This window comes from Nesterenkonia suensis (assembly GCF_054782935.1).
In genome coordinates, this window is record NZ_BAAGRN010000005.1 from 13,638 (window position 1) to 30,808 (window position 17,171).

Here is a 17,171-nt window from a genome sequence, read left to right on the forward strand (position 1 = left end):
TCGGGGTGATGAGCAGCGTCATCCGATGAGGTGACGCAACGCCAGCTGGTTGAGCTTCACGAAGCCGAAGTTCCGCTGTGCGGCGGCCTCCGGGTCGAAGTCCTCATAGGCTGAGCGGTCGGCCAGCAGGTCACGGATCGACTCTCCGTCCGCCAGGGTCGGCTCGCCCAGCTCGAAGATCCCTGCGGTGCGGAAGGCCTCCTGGACCTCGGGGTCCGCACGGTAGGCCTTCGCCTTCTCGGCGAGCAGGGTGACCATCTCGATGTTGGCCCGTGCGGAGTCCCAGATGCCGTCCACGTGGTCGGTGCGGGAGGGCTTGTAGTCGAAGTGCAGCCAGCCGTCATAGCGGGGGCCGCCGTTGGGGAAGCCGTTGACCAGCAGGTCCACGGTGAAGAAGGCGCTGATGAGGTCGCCGTGGCCGAAGACCAGGTCCTGGTCGTACTTGATGGAGCGCTGCCCGTTGAGGTCGATGTGGAACAGCTTGTCGGCCCACAGGGCCTGTGCGATGCCGTGAGTGAAGTTCAGTCCCGCCATCTGCTCGTGGCCGGTCTCCGGGTTCAGTCCGACGATGTCGCCGTGCTCGAGCTGCGCGATCAGGCCCAGGGCGTGGCCGATGGTGGGCAGGAAGATGTCGCCGCGCGGCTCATTGGGCTTGGGCTCCAGTGCGATCCGCAGATCGTAGCCCTTCTCCTTGATGTGGGCGGCGATGGTGTCGATGCCCTCGGCGTAGCGCTGGTGGGCCGCGTGGAGGTCCTTGGCGTTGTCATACTCGGAGCCCTCACGCCCGCCCCACATCACGAAGGTCTCGGCGCCGAACTCAGCGGCGCGGTCCACGTTGCGCAGCAGCTTGCGCAGGCCGAAGCGGCGGACGGAGCGATCGTTGGAGGTCAGTCCGCCGTCCTTGAACACCGGGTGGCCGAAGGTGTTGGTGGTGACCATCTCCACGGTCAGGCCCACCTCGTCGGCGACCTCCTTGAACCGGGAGAACCAAGTCTCTCGGGCGGCCTCGTCGGTACCGAAGGGGGCGACGTCGTCATCGTGGAACGTCACGCCGTCGGCGCCGGCCTCCTTCAGCTTCGGCAGGTATTCCCACGGTTCGAAGGCGGGGCGGGAGGCGGAGCCGAACTGGTCCTGGGCGGTCCAGCCCACGGTCCAGAGGCCGAAGGAGAACTTGTGCTCCTGAGGGGTGGTCATGCGGTCCTCCTGAGGGAAGGGAAGGCGGGCGAGCGCGTAGGGTGGGGTCACTCTGTGACCCGGCGCTCATTTTGTATCTAGATGAAACATAAATGCTTTGGAGGCTAAGATCAAGTCCGTGACGGATCCGACTCGCAGCCCAGCACAGCCGGACGGCACCGGCACCACCGCCTCCGGCACCGGCGTCCCCGGCGGCGCCCGCCTCGGCGGCGTCGGCCCCGGCCCCATCGCCCGCCTGGGCCGCCGCGGCATCAGCCGAGGCCTCAACGGCAGCGGCCCCCGGCGAGGCGCACCCGAGACCGAACCCGGACGCCGCGAACGCCCGCCCCATGATCAGGCCCAGCGCCCCGGGGCTCGTCAGGAGACCCTGCGTGAGTCCAACCTGCTGCTCATCACCGAGGAGATCTTCTCCGCCGGCGAACCGCTCTCCCGGGCGGACCTCTCCATCCGCACCGGGATGACCCGCTCCACAGTCTCCCGGCTCGTGGACGACCTGCTCGCCGCCGGCATCGTCCGTGAAGGGTCCCCCATCATCGGCGGCACCCGCGGTCGCCCCGCCGTCCCACTGCACCCGGCCCGGTGCACTCTGGCCGGCCTCGGAGTGGAGATCAACGTGGACTTCATGGCCGCCCGCGTCATCGACCTCACCGGAGAGGTGCTCGCCGAAGAGACCATCGAAGGTGACTTCAGCGCCTCGGACCCGCAGGTGGTCATCCCGCAGATCGGTGAGCTGGCCCTGCGGGTGGCGCGCGGCGCCGCCGAGGCCGGAGCACGGGTGGTCGGCACCGTGATGGCCCTGCCCGGGCTGGTCACCGCCGAGGAGGACCAGCTCATGCTGGCCCCCAACCTCGGGTGGCACGATCTCGACGTCCCGCGTCTGATGTGCCGCTCACTGGGAGGTCCGGAGCGGCTGCGGGGGCTTCCCGAGGGCAGCCCCCGACTGGGAGAGTTCGGTGACTTCTTCGTGGTGGCCAACGAGGCCAAGCTCGCCGCCTTGGCGGCGGCCCAGGAGTTCAGCGCCCAGGATCAGCAGGAGCAGACCTTCTTCTACGTCTCCGCGCAGATGGGCATCGGGGCGGCTGTGGTGATCGACGGGATCGTCGACGCCGGTCCGCGCGGCTGGGCCGGGGAGATCGGCCACTTCGCGGTGGAGCCCGGCGGGCCTGAGTGCGGCTGCGGCGCCTCCGGATGTCTGGAGGTCTTCGCCGGCAAACGTGCGCTGCTCGAAGCGGCCGGACTGGAGCCCGCCGCGACGGCCGAGGAGCTTGTCGCGCTCACCGAGTGGGAGGACGAGCCCGGCCAGCGGGCCCGCCAGGCGATCGACCGGGCCGGCTGGGCGCTCGGCGTCGCGCTCTCCGGGGCGGTGAACCTGCTCGACGTCGATGACATCGTCCTCGGCGGAGAGTTCGGCCCGCTGGCGGATCTGCTGCGGCCGCGCATCGAGGAGCAGCTGCGCCAGCGCGTGCTGGCCGCCCGGTGGAGCCGCTTCCGTGTGCGGGAGACCGCCGACGGCGTCGCCCCAGCCACCACCGGCGGTGCGCTGCGTGCGCTGCGCGCCGTGGTCGACGACCCGCTGCGCTGGGTGCCGGAGGTGGGCTGAGGGGCAGGGCCGGTGGTGACCGGCGCCGCTCAGTCGCGGTGCCTCACCTCGATGCTGTATCCCACGCGGTGCCACTGGCCCGGGGCCAGGTAGATGACGTCCTCGCCGGAGTTGAAGGCGTCCGGCGGGCAGGTCATCGGTTCCACGGCCACCCCGGCACGCTCCAGCTGGTCGCCGGTGTAGATCTGCGCCCACGGGGTGTCGGCGATCATCCGGACCACGAACCCTGACGGGCCGTGGAGCAGCTCCGCGGTCCAGCCCTCCTCCGGGAGTCCGGTGTAGGCGTGATCGATGCTTCGACCCACCAGCAGCGGGCCGTTGGTCAGGTCCAGGTCCCCGGCGACGGTGCTGCGCCCGGTGATCTTCCCGGAAGGCTCCATGGTGGCGACGGTGTGCGCCGGCAGCCTCAGGCGGCATTCGTCCAGCGGCGCGGAGCCGGCCCGCAGGTAGGGGTGGAAACCCGCGCCGAAGGGTGCAGGTGCCGCCGCGGCGGCCGCGTAGGCGTCCTGGGCCTCCTGGGCGGGCTCCGCCGGGTGGCGGGCCATCAGCGTGGCGGCCAGGCCGACGTCGGAGGACACCCGATAGAACAGCACGAACTCCAGAGCGAAGGGATACCCGTCGGAAGCCTCGAGACGGGCGGAGAGCTCGACGCCCGCCTCCTCCTGCTTGACCACGTCGAAGTCGACCTCCGTCAGCAGACCGTGCAGGGCCGCTCCGGTGTCCTCCTCGGTGATGGGAAGCTCATAGAGCGTGTCGTCGTGGACATAGGTCGCTCCCGCGAGGCGGTTGGGCCAGGGGGCGAGCACGGCCCCGGCGTAGGAGCCCCCAGCATCCGCAGCCGGCACCACGAGCTCGTCCTGGTCGTGGCGCAGGCTCAGCAGTCGCCCTCCACGCAGGCCGATCTCCGCGACGTAGCCGCCGCCGGTGATGGTCACGCTGCTCAGTGACGCGTTCATGTGTCCTCCCGTGGTCTCCGGCCGCTCTCGACTCGGCCTTCCGCGGCGGGACGTCGCCCGACGTCCCTCGTCCGTTCACCTGTCATTCTGCCTGTCCTGTCACGATCCGGCATAATGGACCATTCCCCGTGAGCGGAAAGATGCCACATCAGGAGACGGACCACACTCGAGACATTACAGGCAGCGACATGAACTCAAGCATCCGGATCGACGACACCACCGACTTCTCCCTGCCGGCCGCAGGCCTGGGCGGGGCCTTCGTCCACCAGCGAGGCAAGGCGATGGTCTGCCTCGACGTCGACGGCACATTGGTCAATCACGATGGTCACATGTCCGAGGCGGTGCGGCAGGCTGGACGCGCCGTCGTCGCCGACGGACACACTGTGGTGGTCTCCACCGGCCGCTCATTGCCGGCGACGCTGCCGATCATCGAGATGCTCGGCGTCACCCACGGGTACGCGGTCTGCAGCAACGGTGGGGTGACGGTGAGGATCGACATCGCGCTGGAGGACGGCTACGAGGTCATCGACCGGCGCGTCTTCGACCCCGCTCCCGCCCTGGATGCGCTGCAGCGTCGACTGCCCCACGCCAAGTACGCGATCGAGACCTCAGCCGGCACGTTCCTCTCCACGGAGCGGTTCCAGGACATGTCCTTCGGGCTGCGGGCCGAAGGTACCAGCCTGCATCAGATGCGGAACACCGAGGCGGTGCGTCTGGTCGTCAACTCGGACGACTCCACCTCCGAGGAGTTCGCCGCCGCCGTGGCGGGTATCGGGCTGCAGGGCGTCACCTACTCGGTCGGCTGGTCCGCCTGGTTGGACGTCGCCGCCGCCGGGGTGACCAAGGCCTCCTCGCTGGAGACCCTGCGGGAGAAGCTCGGCGCGCCCCCCGAGGACACCGTGGCCTGCGGGGACGGGCGCAACGACATCGAGATGCTCGCCTGGGCGGAGCGCGGCGTGGCGATGGGACAGGCCCCCGAGGAAGTCAAGGCCGTGGCCGATGAGGTCACGGGCCATGTGGACGAGGACGGCCTGGTGGACGTGCTCACCAGCATCCTCGCCGACTGAGGCCCGCCGGCGTCAGCGCAGCCGGGATCCCATCCGCTCCAGCGCCGCGGTGCCCACCAGATCCCCGCTGAGCATCGGCAGAGTGTCGACGACGACGCCCGGCACCCGCCGGGACAGCTCCGTCAGATGCCGCTCCTCCCGCTCCCTCTGCTGGGCCAGGAACTCTCCGGCGTCGCGCGGGGCGAGCCGGTTGACCACGAATCCGCCGACCTCGACCCCGGTCTCGGTCAGCTGAGCGTGCAGCTCCGCAGACTCCAGCACCGGCAGCCGCTCGGCGGTCAGCACGATCACGAAGCTGCAGCGCCTGGCGTCGGTCAGGACCTCACGCATCGCCTCGAAGCGCCGCCGACGCCGGGTCAGCACCTGCCGGATGCGCCGGTCCCTCGCTGCCTGGGAGGAGCCGTCGGGGGCGTCGTCGGCATCCAGGGCGCGCACCGCGGCACCGAACCGCTCTGCGCGCGTCCGCCGGTCCAACAGTGCCGAGGTCCAGACGCCCATGATCTCCGGCAGCGCCATCAGCCGCGCGGTGTGCCCGGAAGGGGCGGTGTCGAAGACGATCAGATCGAACGCCCCGTCACCGTCAGATGTCCCGCTGTCAGATGTCCCGCTGTCAGATGTCCCGCTGTCAGTCGCCCTGCCGTCGTGACCTGCTGAGACGTGCTCCTGCAGCACGGTGGCGATCCGCTCCAGCACGGCGGCCTCATGGGTGCCGGGGGACTGGGCCGCCAGCCGCAGATGCTTGTCCACCTCCGGATGCAGATGATCCGGCATCATGCTGCGCAATGTGGCGCCCACGTCGCGGAGGTGGGCCGCGGTGGTGGCCTCCGGGTCGATCTCGATGCCGAACAGCCCAGCACCGGACGGGACCGGGGCGCCGTCGTCGGGAAGCCAGAGGGGGACGATCTGATCCCCCACCTCCCGCTCCCATAAATGCCCCAGATTGTGCGCCGGATCGGTGGAGACCACCAGCACCCGGGCGCCCTGTTGGGCGCGGTGCAGGGCCACCGCCGAGGCGACCGCGGTCTTGCCGACCCCGCCCTTGCCGCCGATGAACAGGACACGGCGGCTCCGGGCGAGATCGAGCAGCATCGGTGAGGGTCCTTTCAGCAGCAGCGCAGGTGCTCGTCGAACGGGGAACGGTCCATCCCCATCCGCACGTGCCACTCGTGCATCCGGTCCAGCATCTCAGGCAGCAGCTCCAGCGTGGTCCCGGCGGCAGGGTTCGGCAGGCCGAGGGCCTCGGAGAGGACCAGCATCATGAACAGATCCTCCTCATCGCGCCGGGCGCGCGCGAAGGTCCGCCGGTAGGGGGCCACGTAGAACTCCCGCAGTCCGGCGTCGATCCGTCGGATCCGGGAGCGCAGCTGCTCGAACAGGGTCATCGGCCGGAGCTCAGCGGTCCAGCGGGAGCTTCTGGTCGTCGGTCAGGGAGACGTCGTCCTCCGGCTCCTTCTCCCCGCGCCGGGCCTGGCCCATGGCGATGACGGCCTCCACCAGCACCCAGACGGCGGCGACGATGATCACCACGTCGATGGTGAACAGCAGCCATTCGGCGTCGCGGAAGAAGCCGACGAGCTGCACCAGTGCGGCATAGATGCTCATCGCCAGCACGAACATCATGGGGATCAGCACCGGCAGGAACGGGCGTCCCTTGCGGATCAGCATCACCACGATGATCGACATGGTCAGTGCCGCCAGCAGCTGGTTGGTGGTGCCGAACAGCGGCCAGATCAGCATGCCGCCGGAGCCGTCGGCGCCCTGCGAGAACGTCAGGGACACGCCGATGACCAGCACGATCACCGTGGCGGCGATGATGGGGATCCGGATCTTCGCCAGTTCGCCGATCTCCTGGACCACGAAGCGCATCAGGCGCACCCCGGTGTCCATGGTGGTCGCGGCGAAGAGCACCGCCATCGTGGCCAGGATCGTCGCCGACAGGCCCGTGGGCAGGCCCAGGCCGGCGTTGACGATGGTCGCCCCGCCCTCGACGAAGGCCGTGACCCCGCCGGAGCCGAAGGACTCGTAGACCTCCTCCCACTGGGCCAGCGTCTGGAAGCCGGCGGTGGTGGCGATGATCGCCCCCAGAGCCAGCAGACCCTCGCCGACGGCGCCGAAGTACCCCACGAAGCGGGCGTCGGTCTCCCGGTCCAGCTGCTTGGAGGTGGTGCCGGTGGCTACGGTGCCGTGGAACCCGGAGATCGCCCCACAGGCGATGGTCACGAACAGCAGCGGGACGATGCCCGGGGTCCCCTCGGGGACGTTCTGGTTGTAGGCGGGAGCGACGATGGTCGGGGTGGCGATGAGCACCGCCCCGTAGACGATGATCAGGCCGATGAACAGCTGGATCCCGTTGATGAAGTCGCGCGGCTGCAGCAGCACCCACACCGGCAGCAGGGAGGCGATGCCGGCGTAGAGGAACAGCAGCACGATCCACTGGCCCTCCGGCGCCAGGCCGAAGACCTGCTCCGGCAGCTCCACCGGGAACCGGTTGCCCAGCAGGATGAGCCCGTAGAGGGCGGCGACACCGACCAGGGTCACGGCCAGCAGGTTCCAGCGCAGACGGTAGATCGCCTGGCCGACCAGCACGGCGACGATGAGCGTCCCCCAGGTGGGGATCACCGCGCCCGGCTGGGCCACCAGCAGTCCGGAGATGACGACGGCGAAGGCGGCCACCACCATCAGCAGCAGCAGGAAGACCACCACGAGGAACAGGTTGCGTCCGCGGGGGCCGATGTAGCGTCCGGACAGGGTGCCGATGGACTGGCCCTTGTTGCGGGTGGAGGACCACAGGGCGCCGAAGTCGTGCATGCCGGCGATGAACACCGTGCCGACGGTGACCCAGATGACGGCCGGCAGCCAGCCCCAGATCACGGCGATGGCCGGGCCGACGATGGGGGCGGCTCCGGCCACCGAGGTGAAGTGGTGTCCCCAGAGGATATAGCGGTTGGTGGGGACGAAGTCGACGCCGTCGTCGAACTGGTGGGAGGGGGTCTTGAACTCGGCGTTGAGCTTGTAGACCTTCGTGGCGAGGAACTTCGAGTACAGGAAGTATCCGGCCAGCATCATGGCTACGCCGATGACAGCCAGGATCAGTGAATTGGGTCCGTCCATGATCTTCCTCTTTCTCGGGCGGGCTCCGCGTCGAACCCCCGGGACGAAGTACGTGTGATGCCTGTCATGGTACTCGCGCTGGAGGGTCGTCACGATGACCTCGGGCCGGGTACGGCAGGATGGGGTGATGACACGCTTCACCATCGGTGCCGACGACCCTGACCAGCCTCTGGAGCAGATCTGGCCGCCCTTCGGTCTGCGCATCGACGCTCCGCGACTGGCCCTGCGTGTGGTCCGGGAGGATGACTTCCCGGACTATGTGGCCGCCGCGACCTCCGGAGTGACGCGGACGGAGCGGAACCCGTTCGCGCACGCCTGGAACGAGAAGCCGCCCGAGGAGCTGGTGCGTGCCTCCCTGCCCTGGCTATGGTCCAGCCGGGCGAAAGTGGGCCCCGAATCCTGGATGCTCATGCTCGGGGTGTTCCTGAAGCCGGCCGACGACGACGCGGTCGCCTCTGAGGCCGCCGACGGCGCGGTCGCTTCTGACGCCGCCGGCGTCGTGCGTGACGGGGAGCGGCTGATCGGCATGCAGGACTGTGTGGCCGAGAGCTGGCCGGTGCTGCGGACCATCAGCTCCGGTAGCTGGCTGCGCGCCGATGCCCAGGGCCACGGCTACGGCCGGGAGATGCGTGCCGGGATGCTGCTCTGGGCCGTCGACCACTTCGGGGCGGAGTACGCGGAGTCTGGAGCCTACGAGTGGAACGAGCGTTCACGGCGAGTCTCGCTCGGGCTGGGGTATCGGGTGGTCGGCCGGACGCGGGTGCCGGATGCGCACGGCGAGCACGCCGACTGGCAACAGGAGTATCGGCTGGCCGCCGAGGAGCTGGTGCGCCCGGACTGGGACGTGCAGGTGCAGGGCTCGCAGCGGCTGCAGGAGTTCCTCGCCGGCTGATGCGGGGCTGATACGGGGCTGATACGGGGCTGTCGCGGGCGGTGCCCGGGCCCCTCCGAGAATCGTCTCCCCGTGAGAGATCGTCGCTCAATCCGGAGGCGATCTCTCACGGAGAGGCGATCTGTGGCAGAGGGATGCGGCAGGATGATGATGTGCAGACATCCACTGGCTCTTCCGTCCGGACGTCCCCCTCTCTGCGGCCCTCGAGGGGGCCCACGACGTCGGCCCATCCGGTGAGCGTCTCCCAGGCCTGGGTGCGCCGCGCTGTCGTCGCCGCGCAGCGGATCCCGTCTGCCGACGCTGCCGCCGACGCTGACGCCGCCGACGTGCTGCGGGACATCGGCCTGATCCAGCTGGACCCACTGATGCGGGTCTCCACCGCCCAGCGGCTCACCTGCCTGACCCGTCTGCCCCGCACGTACCGGGCCGAGGACGTCGACGGCTCCCTGTGGCCCCCGGGACGGGTGGCCTCCTTCGAGTCCTTCACCAAGGTGGCCTGCGTCTTCCCCATCGAGGACTGGCCGCTGCTGCGGCTGCGCAGGGAACACCAGGCCTTGGGGCACCGCCGCGAGATGCCGGCCGCGATGGTGGAGCAGATCCGCCAGGTCGTCTCCGAGGCGGGGTGCGGCGTGCAGATCGGGGCCATCGAGTCGCAGGTGGGCGACGGCGAGCGGACCACCGGCTGGAACTGGACGCAGGTCAAGCAGGTCGCCGAGCTGATGGTCCGCACCGGCGAGCTGGTGATCACCGCCCGGGACGGCACCACCCGGCTGTTCGACCTCCCCGAGCGGGCGCTGCCCGCCGAGGTGCGGCAGGCCGCGGACCTGCCCGATGACGAGCTGCGTGCGGCCTTGGCCCGCCGTGCCGCCGCCAACCTCGCGGTGATGACCCGGGCGGACTTTGCCCACCACTACCACCTCACCGCCGAGGACGCCACGGCCGGCATCGCACTCGCCGGGCTCGTACCCCTGGAGGTCGAGGGGTGGGGTGCCCGGCATCAGGCCTTCTGCCTGCCCGAGCTGCTCGACGGCGTGCTGCCCGACCCCACGGCCCAGGGCGTGGTGGCCGCACCGGCCGCGCACTCCGCACCGGCCACGCACGCCGCACCGGCCGCGCACGCCCCCGCCGTCGACGTCGGCCGTCACAGGGGGCAGGACGTCGTGCGCGCTGGTGAGGACACCAGCAGTGTGAGCGGCGCCCGCCAGCAGTGGGGTGATCCGCGGGAGGCGCGACTGATCGGCCCGTTCGACCCGCTGCTGCGGGACCGTGGCCGAGCGCGCCGGGTGTTCGGCTTCGACTACCTGTTCGAGGCCTACGTCCCGCGGGCGAAGCGGGTGTACGGGCACTATGTGATGGGCGTGCTCTCCGGCGGGCGGATGATCGGCCGGGTGGACATCCAGCGGGTGGGTGCTGAGCTGCGCATCAACGGGGCGTTCCCGGAGCCCGGGGTGCCGCGCCGGGTGCTGCTGCCGCGGGTCCGCGGGGCCGGGAAGACCCTGGCCCGGCAGTTGGGCACGCAGCTGGTGATGCCGGACTGAGCCTCGGTCCCGTCGCCTTGGCCGAGGCGGTCGGACGGTGGGGAGACTCGAGTGGATCGAGCCGAGTGGTGGAAACGTCGGAGCAGCTCGGCGCACCGTATGCCGCCGGGCATGGGGAGGTCAGAGCGTGAGGGTGAACAGCTCGCAGATGGTGTCGTAGTACCGGTCGGTGGTGCCCTGGTGGACCATTCCGATCCGTTCGGCGACGCGCTGCGAGGCCTGATTCCGCCGATGGGTCACCGCGACCACCTCTGTGAGCCCGCTCCGCCGGGCGTGGGCCAGCAGGGCGCGCGCCGCCTGGGTGGCGTATCCGTGTCCCCAGGCGTCGGGGTGCAGATGCCAGCCGATCTCGGTGTCCTGCGGCAGGCCGTCCTGTGCACCGGCGTCGACCAGACGGGCGGACCAGGGGATCGGCTTGAGCAGCGCGAACCCGAGCGGCCGCCGGTCCTCCAGGGCCTCGATCAGCCAGATCCCCGACGCCCTGCCGGCAGCGGCCCGGTACCGGTGGATCCGGGCCAGCGCCTGGTCCTGGGTGGTCTCCACCCACTCGGTGGTGCCGATGAACTCGGTCACCTCCGGGCGGGAGTACAGGTCCTGGACGAACGCGGCATCATCTTCGGTCACGGCGCGCAGTCGCAGGTGCGTGCTCAGCAGGGTCGGCAGGTCGGGGGAGGCCATCATCCCAGCGTAGCGCGCATCACATCTACTACTCTGCGTAGAAATCAAGGGCAGGGAGAGGGAGTGAGGTCTTGCGCCATCGAGCAGATCTGGGAGCGCGAATCGCCGGGGCAGGTGATACGCGGGTCCGCCGATGGACGGTGCTGCTGATCGTGGCGGCGCTCGTCGTGGCTGCCGTGCTGGTCGCAGTGCTCGGCGGTGACGAGGAGGAGGCCCCGGAAGCCGACGCGGAAGCCGACGCGGAAGCCGACGCGGAAGCCGGGCACGACGCCGGACATGACGCCGATGCCGACGAGGCGTCTGAGGCCCGGATGGAGCACATCCACGGCCTCGGCGTGGACCCCTCCGACGGCGCGCTGCTGATCGCCACCCACTACGGCCTCTTCCGGATGGGCGACGGCGCCCCAGAGCGGATCTCCGAGGTCCAGGACTTCATGGGCTTCACCGTGGTGGACGAGGATCGGCTGCTGGCCTCCGGCCATCCGGGCCAGGGGCAGGACGCGCCGTCGAACCTCGGACTGATCGAGTCCACGGACGGCGGTGTCACCTGGGAGGAAGTCTCTCTCGGCGGAGAGGCGGACTTCCATGGGCTCGACGCCGTGGGGGAGCAGGTCTATGGGGTGGACGCCGCCAACGGCGGCCAGCTGATGGTCAGCGACGACGACGGCGAGACCTGGGAGACTCCCGATGTCCCGGCGATGGCCGGCGTCGCCGCCGATCCCCGCGACCCGGACACGATGCTGGCCACCACTCCGGACGGGCCGATGCTCAGCACTGACGGCGGGCAGAGCGTCACGGCCCTGGAGGGCGCCCCGCTGCTGCTGATCGCCGACTGGGCCGGCGACGGCACTCTCTACGCCCTGGACCCGGCCGCGGGGCTGCACCGCAGCGACGACGACGGCGCCACCTGGGACGAGGTCCCCGGGTCCGCGGAGCTGCCGGAGGGGTACCCGGAGGCGGTCCATGGGGTGGATGCCGGTGAGCTGTGGGTGGCCGTCGAGGGGGCGGTGCTGCACAGCACTGATGGCGGGGAGAGCTTCGAGACCGTCCACGCCGAGTGAGCCGAGCGTCTCACGGGATAGGGGCGCAGGAGACCTGAGTGGCGTCGAGGGACAGCGGAGGCCCGCGTGATGGACGATCGGAACCGAGACCGCCGCCTGCCGGGTATGGAAGGCGACGGCGGACGCCCCATGTTCGCCGACCCGAAGACGATCCTGCTCGGCGGGGTGATCCTGGCGGTGGTCCTCGCCGTCTCCATGATCCTCGGCTTCTGAGCCCCACCCGTCGAGCTGGTGCGTTTCGGCCGGTATGCGGCGCGATTCTCCGGCTTTCGGGCGGATACTCACCAGCTCAACGCTCGGGCGGCGGTGCCAGGACGGCAGGCGCCGGCGTCGTCGTGCGCGCACTCCACCCCGGTGATCTGTGTACGCTGGCTTCGAGCAATCCACGTCTTTCCCAAGGAGGCCCCCTGTGTCGCTGACCCGCGATGTGACCATCGAGATCCCCGCCGGCTCCCGGGTGAAGTACGAGATCGACCACGAGACCCACCGTCTCCGCCTCGACCGCGTGCTGTTCACCCCGATGCAGTACCCGACCCACTACGGCTACTTCGACGACACCCTCGGTGAGGACGGCGACCCGCTGGACGCCCTGGTCTACATCCCCGGCGTCGACCTGATCCCCGGCGTGGTCGTGGAGGCCCGCCCGATCGGCGTGCTGAACATGACCGACGACGGCGGCGGCGACGCGAAGCTGATCTGCGTCCCCGACGACAAGCGCTTCGACCACATCCAGGAGCTGGAGGACCTCGGCGAGTTCCTCCAGCAGGAGATCGAGCACTTCTTCACCCGCTACAAGGACCTCGAACCCGGCAAGTGGGTCAAGATCGAGGGCTGGGAGGGCCGCGAGGCCGCCGAGGCGGAGCTGCAGCGGTCCATCGAGCGCTACGGCACGTGACCCCGGCGCACTGACCCCGGCTCAGCCGAGCTGATCCGCCGCCCGCCCGAGGCGGCTCACATGACGACGGCGCGTCGCCTGCACCAGGCGACGCGCCGTCGTCATGCGCGGGGGACCAGCTGCGGCACCGCCGACGCCCAGCCACCTGTGGTGTGATGGATCCATGGAGTACACTGCCGCTGAGTCCTCTCCCGCCGACCTGCTCATCGCCTGGGACGTCGCCGAACGGTCCGCCGCACGGCTGGTGCCCCCTGGACCGCGGCTGGGCGCGCGGGAGGCCGCCGCCGAAGTGGCCGCGCTGCGCCGAGCGGCATGGGAGAGCGTGGAGCACGTCCACCGGATCACCGAGTTGGAGGCGGCGGCTGGCCTGGGCGCCGGTTCCGAGGCAGGCAACTCGGACACGTTCATCGTGGACCGGGCCACCTGGGCCAAGGCCAACGCCGCCTCGTTCCGTCGTCTGCTCACTCCCGCTCTGGAGGAGGCTGTGGCCGCGAAGCCGGAGATGATCCGTCCCGGCAGCACGAGTCAGGTCCTCGGCTCCGGTGTGGCCGGGTCCGAGCTGGGCGCGGTGCTGGGCTTCCTCTCCGCCAATGTGCTGGGCCAGTTCGACCCCTTCGCGCCCGACGGGGGCCGACTCATGCTGGTGGCCCCCAATGTGGTGATGATCCGTCAGGAGCTGAACCTGGAGCCCGAGGACTTCCGCCTGTGGGTGTGCCTGCACGAGCAGACCCACCGGGTGCAGTTCGCCGCCGCGCCCTGGCTGCCGGAGCATCTGCTCGGGCTGATCGGGACGCTCTCCAGCTCCACCCTGGGGGCGGCGGACTCGATGGGCGAGCGGCTGGCCGAGGCGCTGCGCCACCTGAAGGAGGAACTGCAGCGCGGCCGCGGCGACGCAGCCGGTACGCACGATGACGGCGCGGGTCCTGACGGGGGCTCCGGCGGGGACTCCGGCGCGGGTTCCGACACAGGTCCGGACGGGGAATCCGATGGCGCCGGACCGCAGCGCAATCGACTCATCGAGCTCATCGGCAGCGAGGAGGCCCGCGAGGCGTACTCGCAGATCACCGCCGTGATGAGCCTGCTCGAAGGGCACGCCAACCACGTCATGGACGCCGTCGACTCCTCCATCGTGCCCTCGGTGAAGACCATCCGCCGGCGATTCCAGGAGCGCGGCAAGCACCGCAGCGTCCTGGAGCGCTGGGTGCGCCGACTGCTGCAGCTGGACGTGAAGGCCCGCCAGTACACCGACGGGCAGCGGTTCGTCGGCCACGTGGTGGAGGCCGTCGGCATGGCCCGGTTCAACGAGGTCTGGGACAGTGCTGAGCATCTGCCCACGGAGGAGGAGCTGCACGCCCCGGATCGCTGGATCACCCGCATGGGGTTCGACTCCGGCGACGTCGCTGAGGGCCCCGCCGACGCGTCCGCGGACTCCGCCTCCGAGGACTGAGATGGCCGCACTGCCCCCGGTGGTCGGAGCGGCCCGCCGTGCCGTCGCAGAGATGCTGGATGCCGACCGGCTGAACCTGGTCGCCTGTTCCGGCGGTGCCGATTCGCTGGCGCTCGCCGTGGCCGCGGCGCATCATCATCGCCGCGGCGACGCCGCCGTGGGCGCCGTCGTCGTGGACCATCGGCTCCATCCGGACAGCGCCGCGGTCACCTCCACCGCCGTCGATCAGCTGCGCGGGCTGGGCCTGGAGCCGGTGCTGAGCCTCACCGTCGACGTCGACCCGGACTCCCCGCAGGGCCCGGAGGCCGCGGCCCGGCGGGCACGCTATGAGGCCTTCTCCCGGGCGATGGCCCAGACCGGGGCGTCCCGGGTGCTTCTGGCGCACACCCGTGACGACCAGGCCGAGCAGGTGCTGCTAGGGCTGGCCCGAGGCTCGGGGACCCGCTCGTTGGCGGGCATGCCCGCGGTGCGCGGCCGCTTTCGGCGTCCCCTGCTGGGGCTCGGCCGGGAGGACACCGAGGCGATCGGCCGGTGGGCCTCGCTGACCCCGTGGCAGGATCCGGCCAATGAAGACCCGCGGCTGCTGCGCTCCCGGGTGCGCACGGAGATCCTCCCGCTGCTGGAGGAACGGCTGACCCCGGGGGTGCGGCAGGCCCTGGCGCGGACGGCGCAGATCGCAGCCGAGGACGCCGACCTGCTGGATGCCCAGGCCCAGGACCTCTTCGCCCAGCTGATGGAGGACCCCGACGACGTCGGCCGGCTACGCCTGCCGCTGGACCGGCTGGCGTCCGCCCCTGCGGCGCTGCGTCGGCGGGTGATCGCCCTGGCCGTGGTGGCCGCCGGTGGGGCGGCGCCGTCCTTCGAGAGGCTGAGGGCGGTGGAGTCGCTGCTGGCCCGGCAGGGGTCGGCGGGGCCCATCCAGCTGGAGGGGCACGTCTCGGCCCACCGGGGCACGCACGATTCGCCCGACTATGGAAAACTGGTCCTCGTTCCTCGGGGCGCCGCCGCGCCGGAGTCCTGAGGGCCCGGCACTGCGCCGGAGAAGCCGACTGCCGACCGGGTGCATCGCCCGGCACCTGCCCAGACTGAGGAGCGCATCAGCACTCATGGACGCCCAGGACGTCACTGCAGACCTGACCGAGGTCCTCTACACCAAGGAAGAGATCGACGCGCGCATCACCGAGCTCGCCGCGCAGATCGACCGGGACTACGAGGGCAAGGACATCTTGCTCGTGGGCGTGCTGAAGGGAGCCTGCATGGTCATGGCGGACCTGTCGCGGGCTCTGACCAGCCACGTCACCATGGACTGGATGGCGGTGTCCTCCTACGGCTCCGGCACCAAGTCCTCCGGTGTGGTCCGCATCCTCAAGGACCTCGATGCCGACCTGATGGGCCGTCATGTGCTCATCGCCGAGGACATCATCGACTCCGGGCTCACCCTGTCCTGGCTGAAGTCCAACCTGGAGTCCCGCGGGCCGGCCTCGGTGGAGATCTGCACCCTGCTGCGGAAGCCGGAGGCGGTGAAGGTGGACATCGACGTCAAGTACGTCGGCATGGACATTCCCAACAAGTTCGTGGTCGGCTACGGCCTGGACTTTGCGGAGAAGTACCGCAACTTGGACTGCGTGGGCATCCTCGCCCCGCACGTGTACCAGTGAGTGGCTGCCAGTGAGCCGCTGAACCCGGGCTCCTGTCCGCCCCCTGGGTCGGCGTCGCGCCAGGTGCCGCAGCATGGCCGGGGCCGCGAGACCGTAGACTGTCAGGCGGATCACGCCGCACCGCGGTTCCCTCGGGGAGTGCTTCCGACGGCGGCGTGGTGTGCATTCTGCTGTCGAAGGGGTGAGGTGAGCTGTGGCGTCGTCGGAGGCACGATCGCCCGGCTCGGGGCTCGGACTGGGAGCCGGATCAGGCTCGGTGCGACCGGTCAGCAAAGCGGCGGCGGCGTACGCCTCCCTGCGCAAGAGTATCCGCGTGGGCGACCTGGAGCCCGGCGAGCGGGTCACCCTCAAGCGGCTCTCGGAGCATCTGGGGATGAGTTTGACGCCGGTGCGGGAGGCGTTGAACCGGCTCGAATCCGAGGGGTTCGTTGTCCATGACCCCCACCGGGGGACCTCGATCGCCGAGCTGACGCCGGCCCGCATCGAGCAGGTCTACCGGTTGCGCGGCGTCCTGGAGCCGATGGCGGTCCGGCTGGCGGGGGAGCGGGCGGCGTCCGCCGACATCGGCCGGCTGAGGGAACTCGTCCTCGCCTGCGACGAGGCCACCACCCCGTTGGAGGTGGTGGAGAACAATGAGGATCTGCACCTGGCCATCTACCGGCTCAGCGGAGACTCCCTGCTGCTGGGGTTCATCGATCAGCTCTGGGCGGGTATGCCCTATCCCTCGTTGGGGCTCTACGGATCCCAGTCCCGGGTGAGCCAGTCCTCCCAGGAGCACCACCGCATCGTGGAGGCGATGGCAGAGGGTCGGCTCGACGACGCTGCGGAGACGATGCGTCTGCACATCGATCACGGTCGCGCGGCCGCGCTGAAGAACCTCGACGCGGACTGAGCGCCGGGGTCTGGGGAGACCCGTGCTGTGGACTCCTTCTCGGGCCGCCCACTCATCGAGGAGTCACTTTCCGGCATGTCTCCCTGTAGGTGACGCGCGTCAGTTCGACGGGGTGTACGGGATATTGACCCCTGGATGCCGAGAGGCCCTACTGGAATCTTCTTCACGTGGCGTGATCCCAT

Annotated in this window: 17 protein-coding genes; 11 read left to right on the forward strand and 6 right to left on the reverse strand. The window is 70.3% G+C overall.

Translation table 11 applies throughout. From position 1 onward, the window contains the following. Window positions 1-18 precede the first annotated feature (18 nt). Window positions 19-1,194 (reverse strand): xylose isomerase, encoded by a 1,176-nt coding sequence (gene xylA / locus ACYVKI_RS06565; protein WP_460689546.1) that lies wholly within the window; start codon window positions 1,192-1,194, stop codon window positions 19-21. Window positions 1,195-1,312: 118 nt separating this feature from the next. On the opposite strand from xylA, the gene ACYVKI_RS06570 reads away from it, so the two are divergent. Beyond that, window positions 1,313-2,794 carry an ROK family transcriptional regulator gene (locus tag ACYVKI_RS06570; protein WP_460689547.1) on the forward strand — a complete coding sequence of 494 codons (1,482 nt, stop codon included), beginning with the start codon at window positions 1,313-1,315 and terminating at the stop codon, window positions 2,792-2,794. 29 nt (window positions 2,795-2,823) lie between these two features. On the opposite strand, the gene ACYVKI_RS06575 is transcribed toward ACYVKI_RS06570, so the two are convergent. Beyond that, window positions 2,824-3,750, reverse strand: coding sequence for an aldose epimerase family protein (locus ACYVKI_RS06575; RefSeq protein WP_460689548.1), 927 nt, complete (start codon window positions 3,748-3,750; stop codon window positions 2,824-2,826). Window positions 3,751-3,938: 188 nt separating this feature from the next. Between ACYVKI_RS06575 and ACYVKI_RS06580 the strand changes: the two genes are divergently transcribed. Further along, window positions 3,939-4,817, forward strand: coding sequence for an HAD family hydrolase (locus ACYVKI_RS06580; protein ID WP_460689549.1), 879 nt, complete (start codon window positions 3,939-3,941; stop codon window positions 4,815-4,817). 12 nt (window positions 4,818-4,829) lie between these two features. Here ACYVKI_RS06580 and ACYVKI_RS06585 read toward each other — a convergent pair whose 3' ends face one another. From ACYVKI_RS06585 to ACYVKI_RS06595, 3 genes are read right to left on the reverse strand one after another with little or no spacing between them, the layout of a single operon-like run. Next, window positions 4,830-5,906: an ArsA family ATPase gene (locus tag ACYVKI_RS06585; protein ID WP_460689550.1), complete on the reverse strand. Its 1,077-nt coding sequence runs from the start codon at window positions 5,904-5,906 to the stop codon at window positions 4,830-4,832. A gap of 14 nt (window positions 5,907-5,920) precedes the next feature. Next, window positions 5,921-6,199 carry a cory-CC-star protein gene (locus ACYVKI_RS06590; RefSeq protein WP_460689551.1) on the reverse strand — a complete coding sequence of 93 codons (279 nt, stop codon included), beginning with the start codon at window positions 6,197-6,199 and terminating at the stop codon, window positions 5,921-5,923. Window positions 6,200-6,209: 10 nt separating this feature from the next. Then, the gene (locus ACYVKI_RS06595; protein WP_460689552.1) at window positions 6,210-7,928 is read right to left on the reverse strand and encodes a carbon starvation CstA family protein; all 1,719 of its coding nucleotides are present in this window, start codon (window positions 7,926-7,928) and stop codon (window positions 6,210-6,212) included. Between the two features lie 127 nt (window positions 7,929-8,055). Between ACYVKI_RS06595 and ACYVKI_RS06600 the strand changes: the two genes are divergently transcribed. Then, the gene (locus ACYVKI_RS06600; RefSeq protein ID WP_460689553.1) at window positions 8,056-8,820 is read left to right on the forward strand and encodes a GNAT family N-acetyltransferase; all 765 of its coding nucleotides are present in this window, start codon (window positions 8,056-8,058) and stop codon (window positions 8,818-8,820) included. Between the two features lie 233 nt (window positions 8,821-9,053). Beyond that, on the forward strand, window positions 9,054-10,358 hold the full coding sequence (locus tag ACYVKI_RS06605; protein ID WP_460689554.1) for a DNA glycosylase AlkZ-like family protein: 1,305 nt from the start codon (window positions 9,054-9,056) through the stop codon (window positions 10,356-10,358). 120 nt (window positions 10,359-10,478) lie between these two features. Here the strand turns inward: ACYVKI_RS06605 and ACYVKI_RS06610 are convergent, their stop codons facing one another. Beyond that, window positions 10,479-11,036 (reverse strand): GNAT family N-acetyltransferase, encoded by a 558-nt coding sequence (locus ACYVKI_RS06610; RefSeq protein ID WP_460689555.1) that lies wholly within the window; start codon window positions 11,034-11,036, stop codon window positions 10,479-10,481. Between the two features lie 71 nt (window positions 11,037-11,107). Between ACYVKI_RS06610 and ACYVKI_RS06615 the strand changes: the two genes are divergently transcribed. The 7 genes from ACYVKI_RS06615 to ACYVKI_RS06645 all read left to right on the forward strand — a co-directional run bounded on the left by ACYVKI_RS06615 (window position 11,108) and on the right by ACYVKI_RS06645 (window position 16,989). Continuing rightward, on the forward strand, window positions 11,108-12,097 hold the full coding sequence (locus ACYVKI_RS06615; protein ID WP_460689556.1) for a F510_1955 family glycosylhydrolase: 990 nt from the start codon (window positions 11,108-11,110) through the stop codon (window positions 12,095-12,097). A 69-nt stretch (window positions 12,098-12,166) separates the two neighbouring features. After that, window positions 12,167-12,310: a hypothetical protein gene (locus ACYVKI_RS06620; RefSeq protein WP_460689557.1), complete on the forward strand. Its 144-nt coding sequence runs from the start codon at window positions 12,167-12,169 to the stop codon at window positions 12,308-12,310. Between the two features lie 202 nt (window positions 12,311-12,512). After that, window positions 12,513-12,992, forward strand: coding sequence for an inorganic diphosphatase (locus ACYVKI_RS06625; protein WP_460689737.1), 480 nt, complete (start codon window positions 12,513-12,515; stop codon window positions 12,990-12,992). Window positions 12,993-13,155: 163 nt separating this feature from the next. Continuing rightward, window positions 13,156-14,439 (forward strand): zinc-dependent metalloprotease, encoded by a 1,284-nt coding sequence (locus ACYVKI_RS06630; protein ID WP_460689558.1) that lies wholly within the window; start codon window positions 13,156-13,158, stop codon window positions 14,437-14,439. Window position 14,440: 1 nt separating this feature from the next. Further along, window positions 14,441-15,460, forward strand: a complete 1,020-nt coding sequence (gene tilS, locus ACYVKI_RS06635; RefSeq protein ID WP_460689559.1) for a tRNA lysidine(34) synthetase TilS — start codon at window positions 14,441-14,443, stop codon at window positions 15,458-15,460. 85 nt (window positions 15,461-15,545) lie between these two features. Continuing rightward, entirely contained in the window at window positions 15,546-16,097 is a 552-nt protein-coding gene (gene hpt / locus ACYVKI_RS06640; RefSeq protein WP_460689560.1) for a hypoxanthine phosphoribosyltransferase, read from the forward strand. A 256-nt stretch (window positions 16,098-16,353) separates the two neighbouring features. Continuing rightward, window positions 16,354-16,989 (forward strand): GntR family transcriptional regulator, encoded by a 636-nt coding sequence (locus ACYVKI_RS06645; RefSeq protein ID WP_460689738.1) that lies wholly within the window; start codon window positions 16,354-16,356, stop codon window positions 16,987-16,989. Window positions 16,990-17,171 lie beyond the last annotated feature (182 nt).

Bases quoted from the DNA above. Each gene is read 5' to 3' on its own strand.
- xylA (WP_460689546.1), bottom strand. From the start codon at position 1,194: ATGACCACCCCTCAGGAGCACAAGTTCTCCTTCGGCCTCTGGACCGTG.
- ACYVKI_RS06575 (WP_460689548.1), bottom strand. From the start codon at position 3,750: ATGAACGCGTCACTGAGCAGCGTGACCATCACCGGCGGCGGCTACGTC.
- ACYVKI_RS06580 (WP_460689549.1), top strand. From the start codon at position 3,939: ATGAACTCAAGCATCCGGATCGACGACACCACCGACTTCTCCCTGCCG.
- ACYVKI_RS06585 (WP_460689550.1), bottom strand. From the start codon at position 5,906: ATGCTGCTCGATCTCGCCCGGAGCCGCCGTGTCCTGTTCATCGGCGGC.
- ACYVKI_RS06590 (WP_460689551.1), bottom strand. From the start codon at position 6,199: ATGACCCTGTTCGAGCAGCTGCGCTCCCGGATCCGACGGATCGACGCC.
- ACYVKI_RS06595 (WP_460689552.1), bottom strand. From the start codon at position 7,928: ATGGACGGACCCAATTCACTGATCCTGGCTGTCATCGGCGTAGCCATG.
- ACYVKI_RS06600 (WP_460689553.1), top strand. From the start codon at position 8,056: ATGACACGCTTCACCATCGGTGCCGACGACCCTGACCAGCCTCTGGAG.
- ACYVKI_RS06610 (WP_460689555.1), bottom strand. From the start codon at position 11,036: ATGGCCTCCCCCGACCTGCCGACCCTGCTGAGCACGCACCTGCGACTG.
- ACYVKI_RS06620 (WP_460689557.1), top strand. From the start codon at position 12,167: ATGGACGATCGGAACCGAGACCGCCGCCTGCCGGGTATGGAAGGCGAC.
- ACYVKI_RS06630 (WP_460689558.1), top strand. From the start codon at position 13,156: ATGGAGTACACTGCCGCTGAGTCCTCTCCCGCCGACCTGCTCATCGCC.
- tilS (WP_460689559.1), top strand. From the start codon at position 14,441: ATGGCCGCACTGCCCCCGGTGGTCGGAGCGGCCCGCCGTGCCGTCGCA.
- hpt (WP_460689560.1), top strand. From the start codon at position 15,546: ATGGACGCCCAGGACGTCACTGCAGACCTGACCGAGGTCCTCTACACC.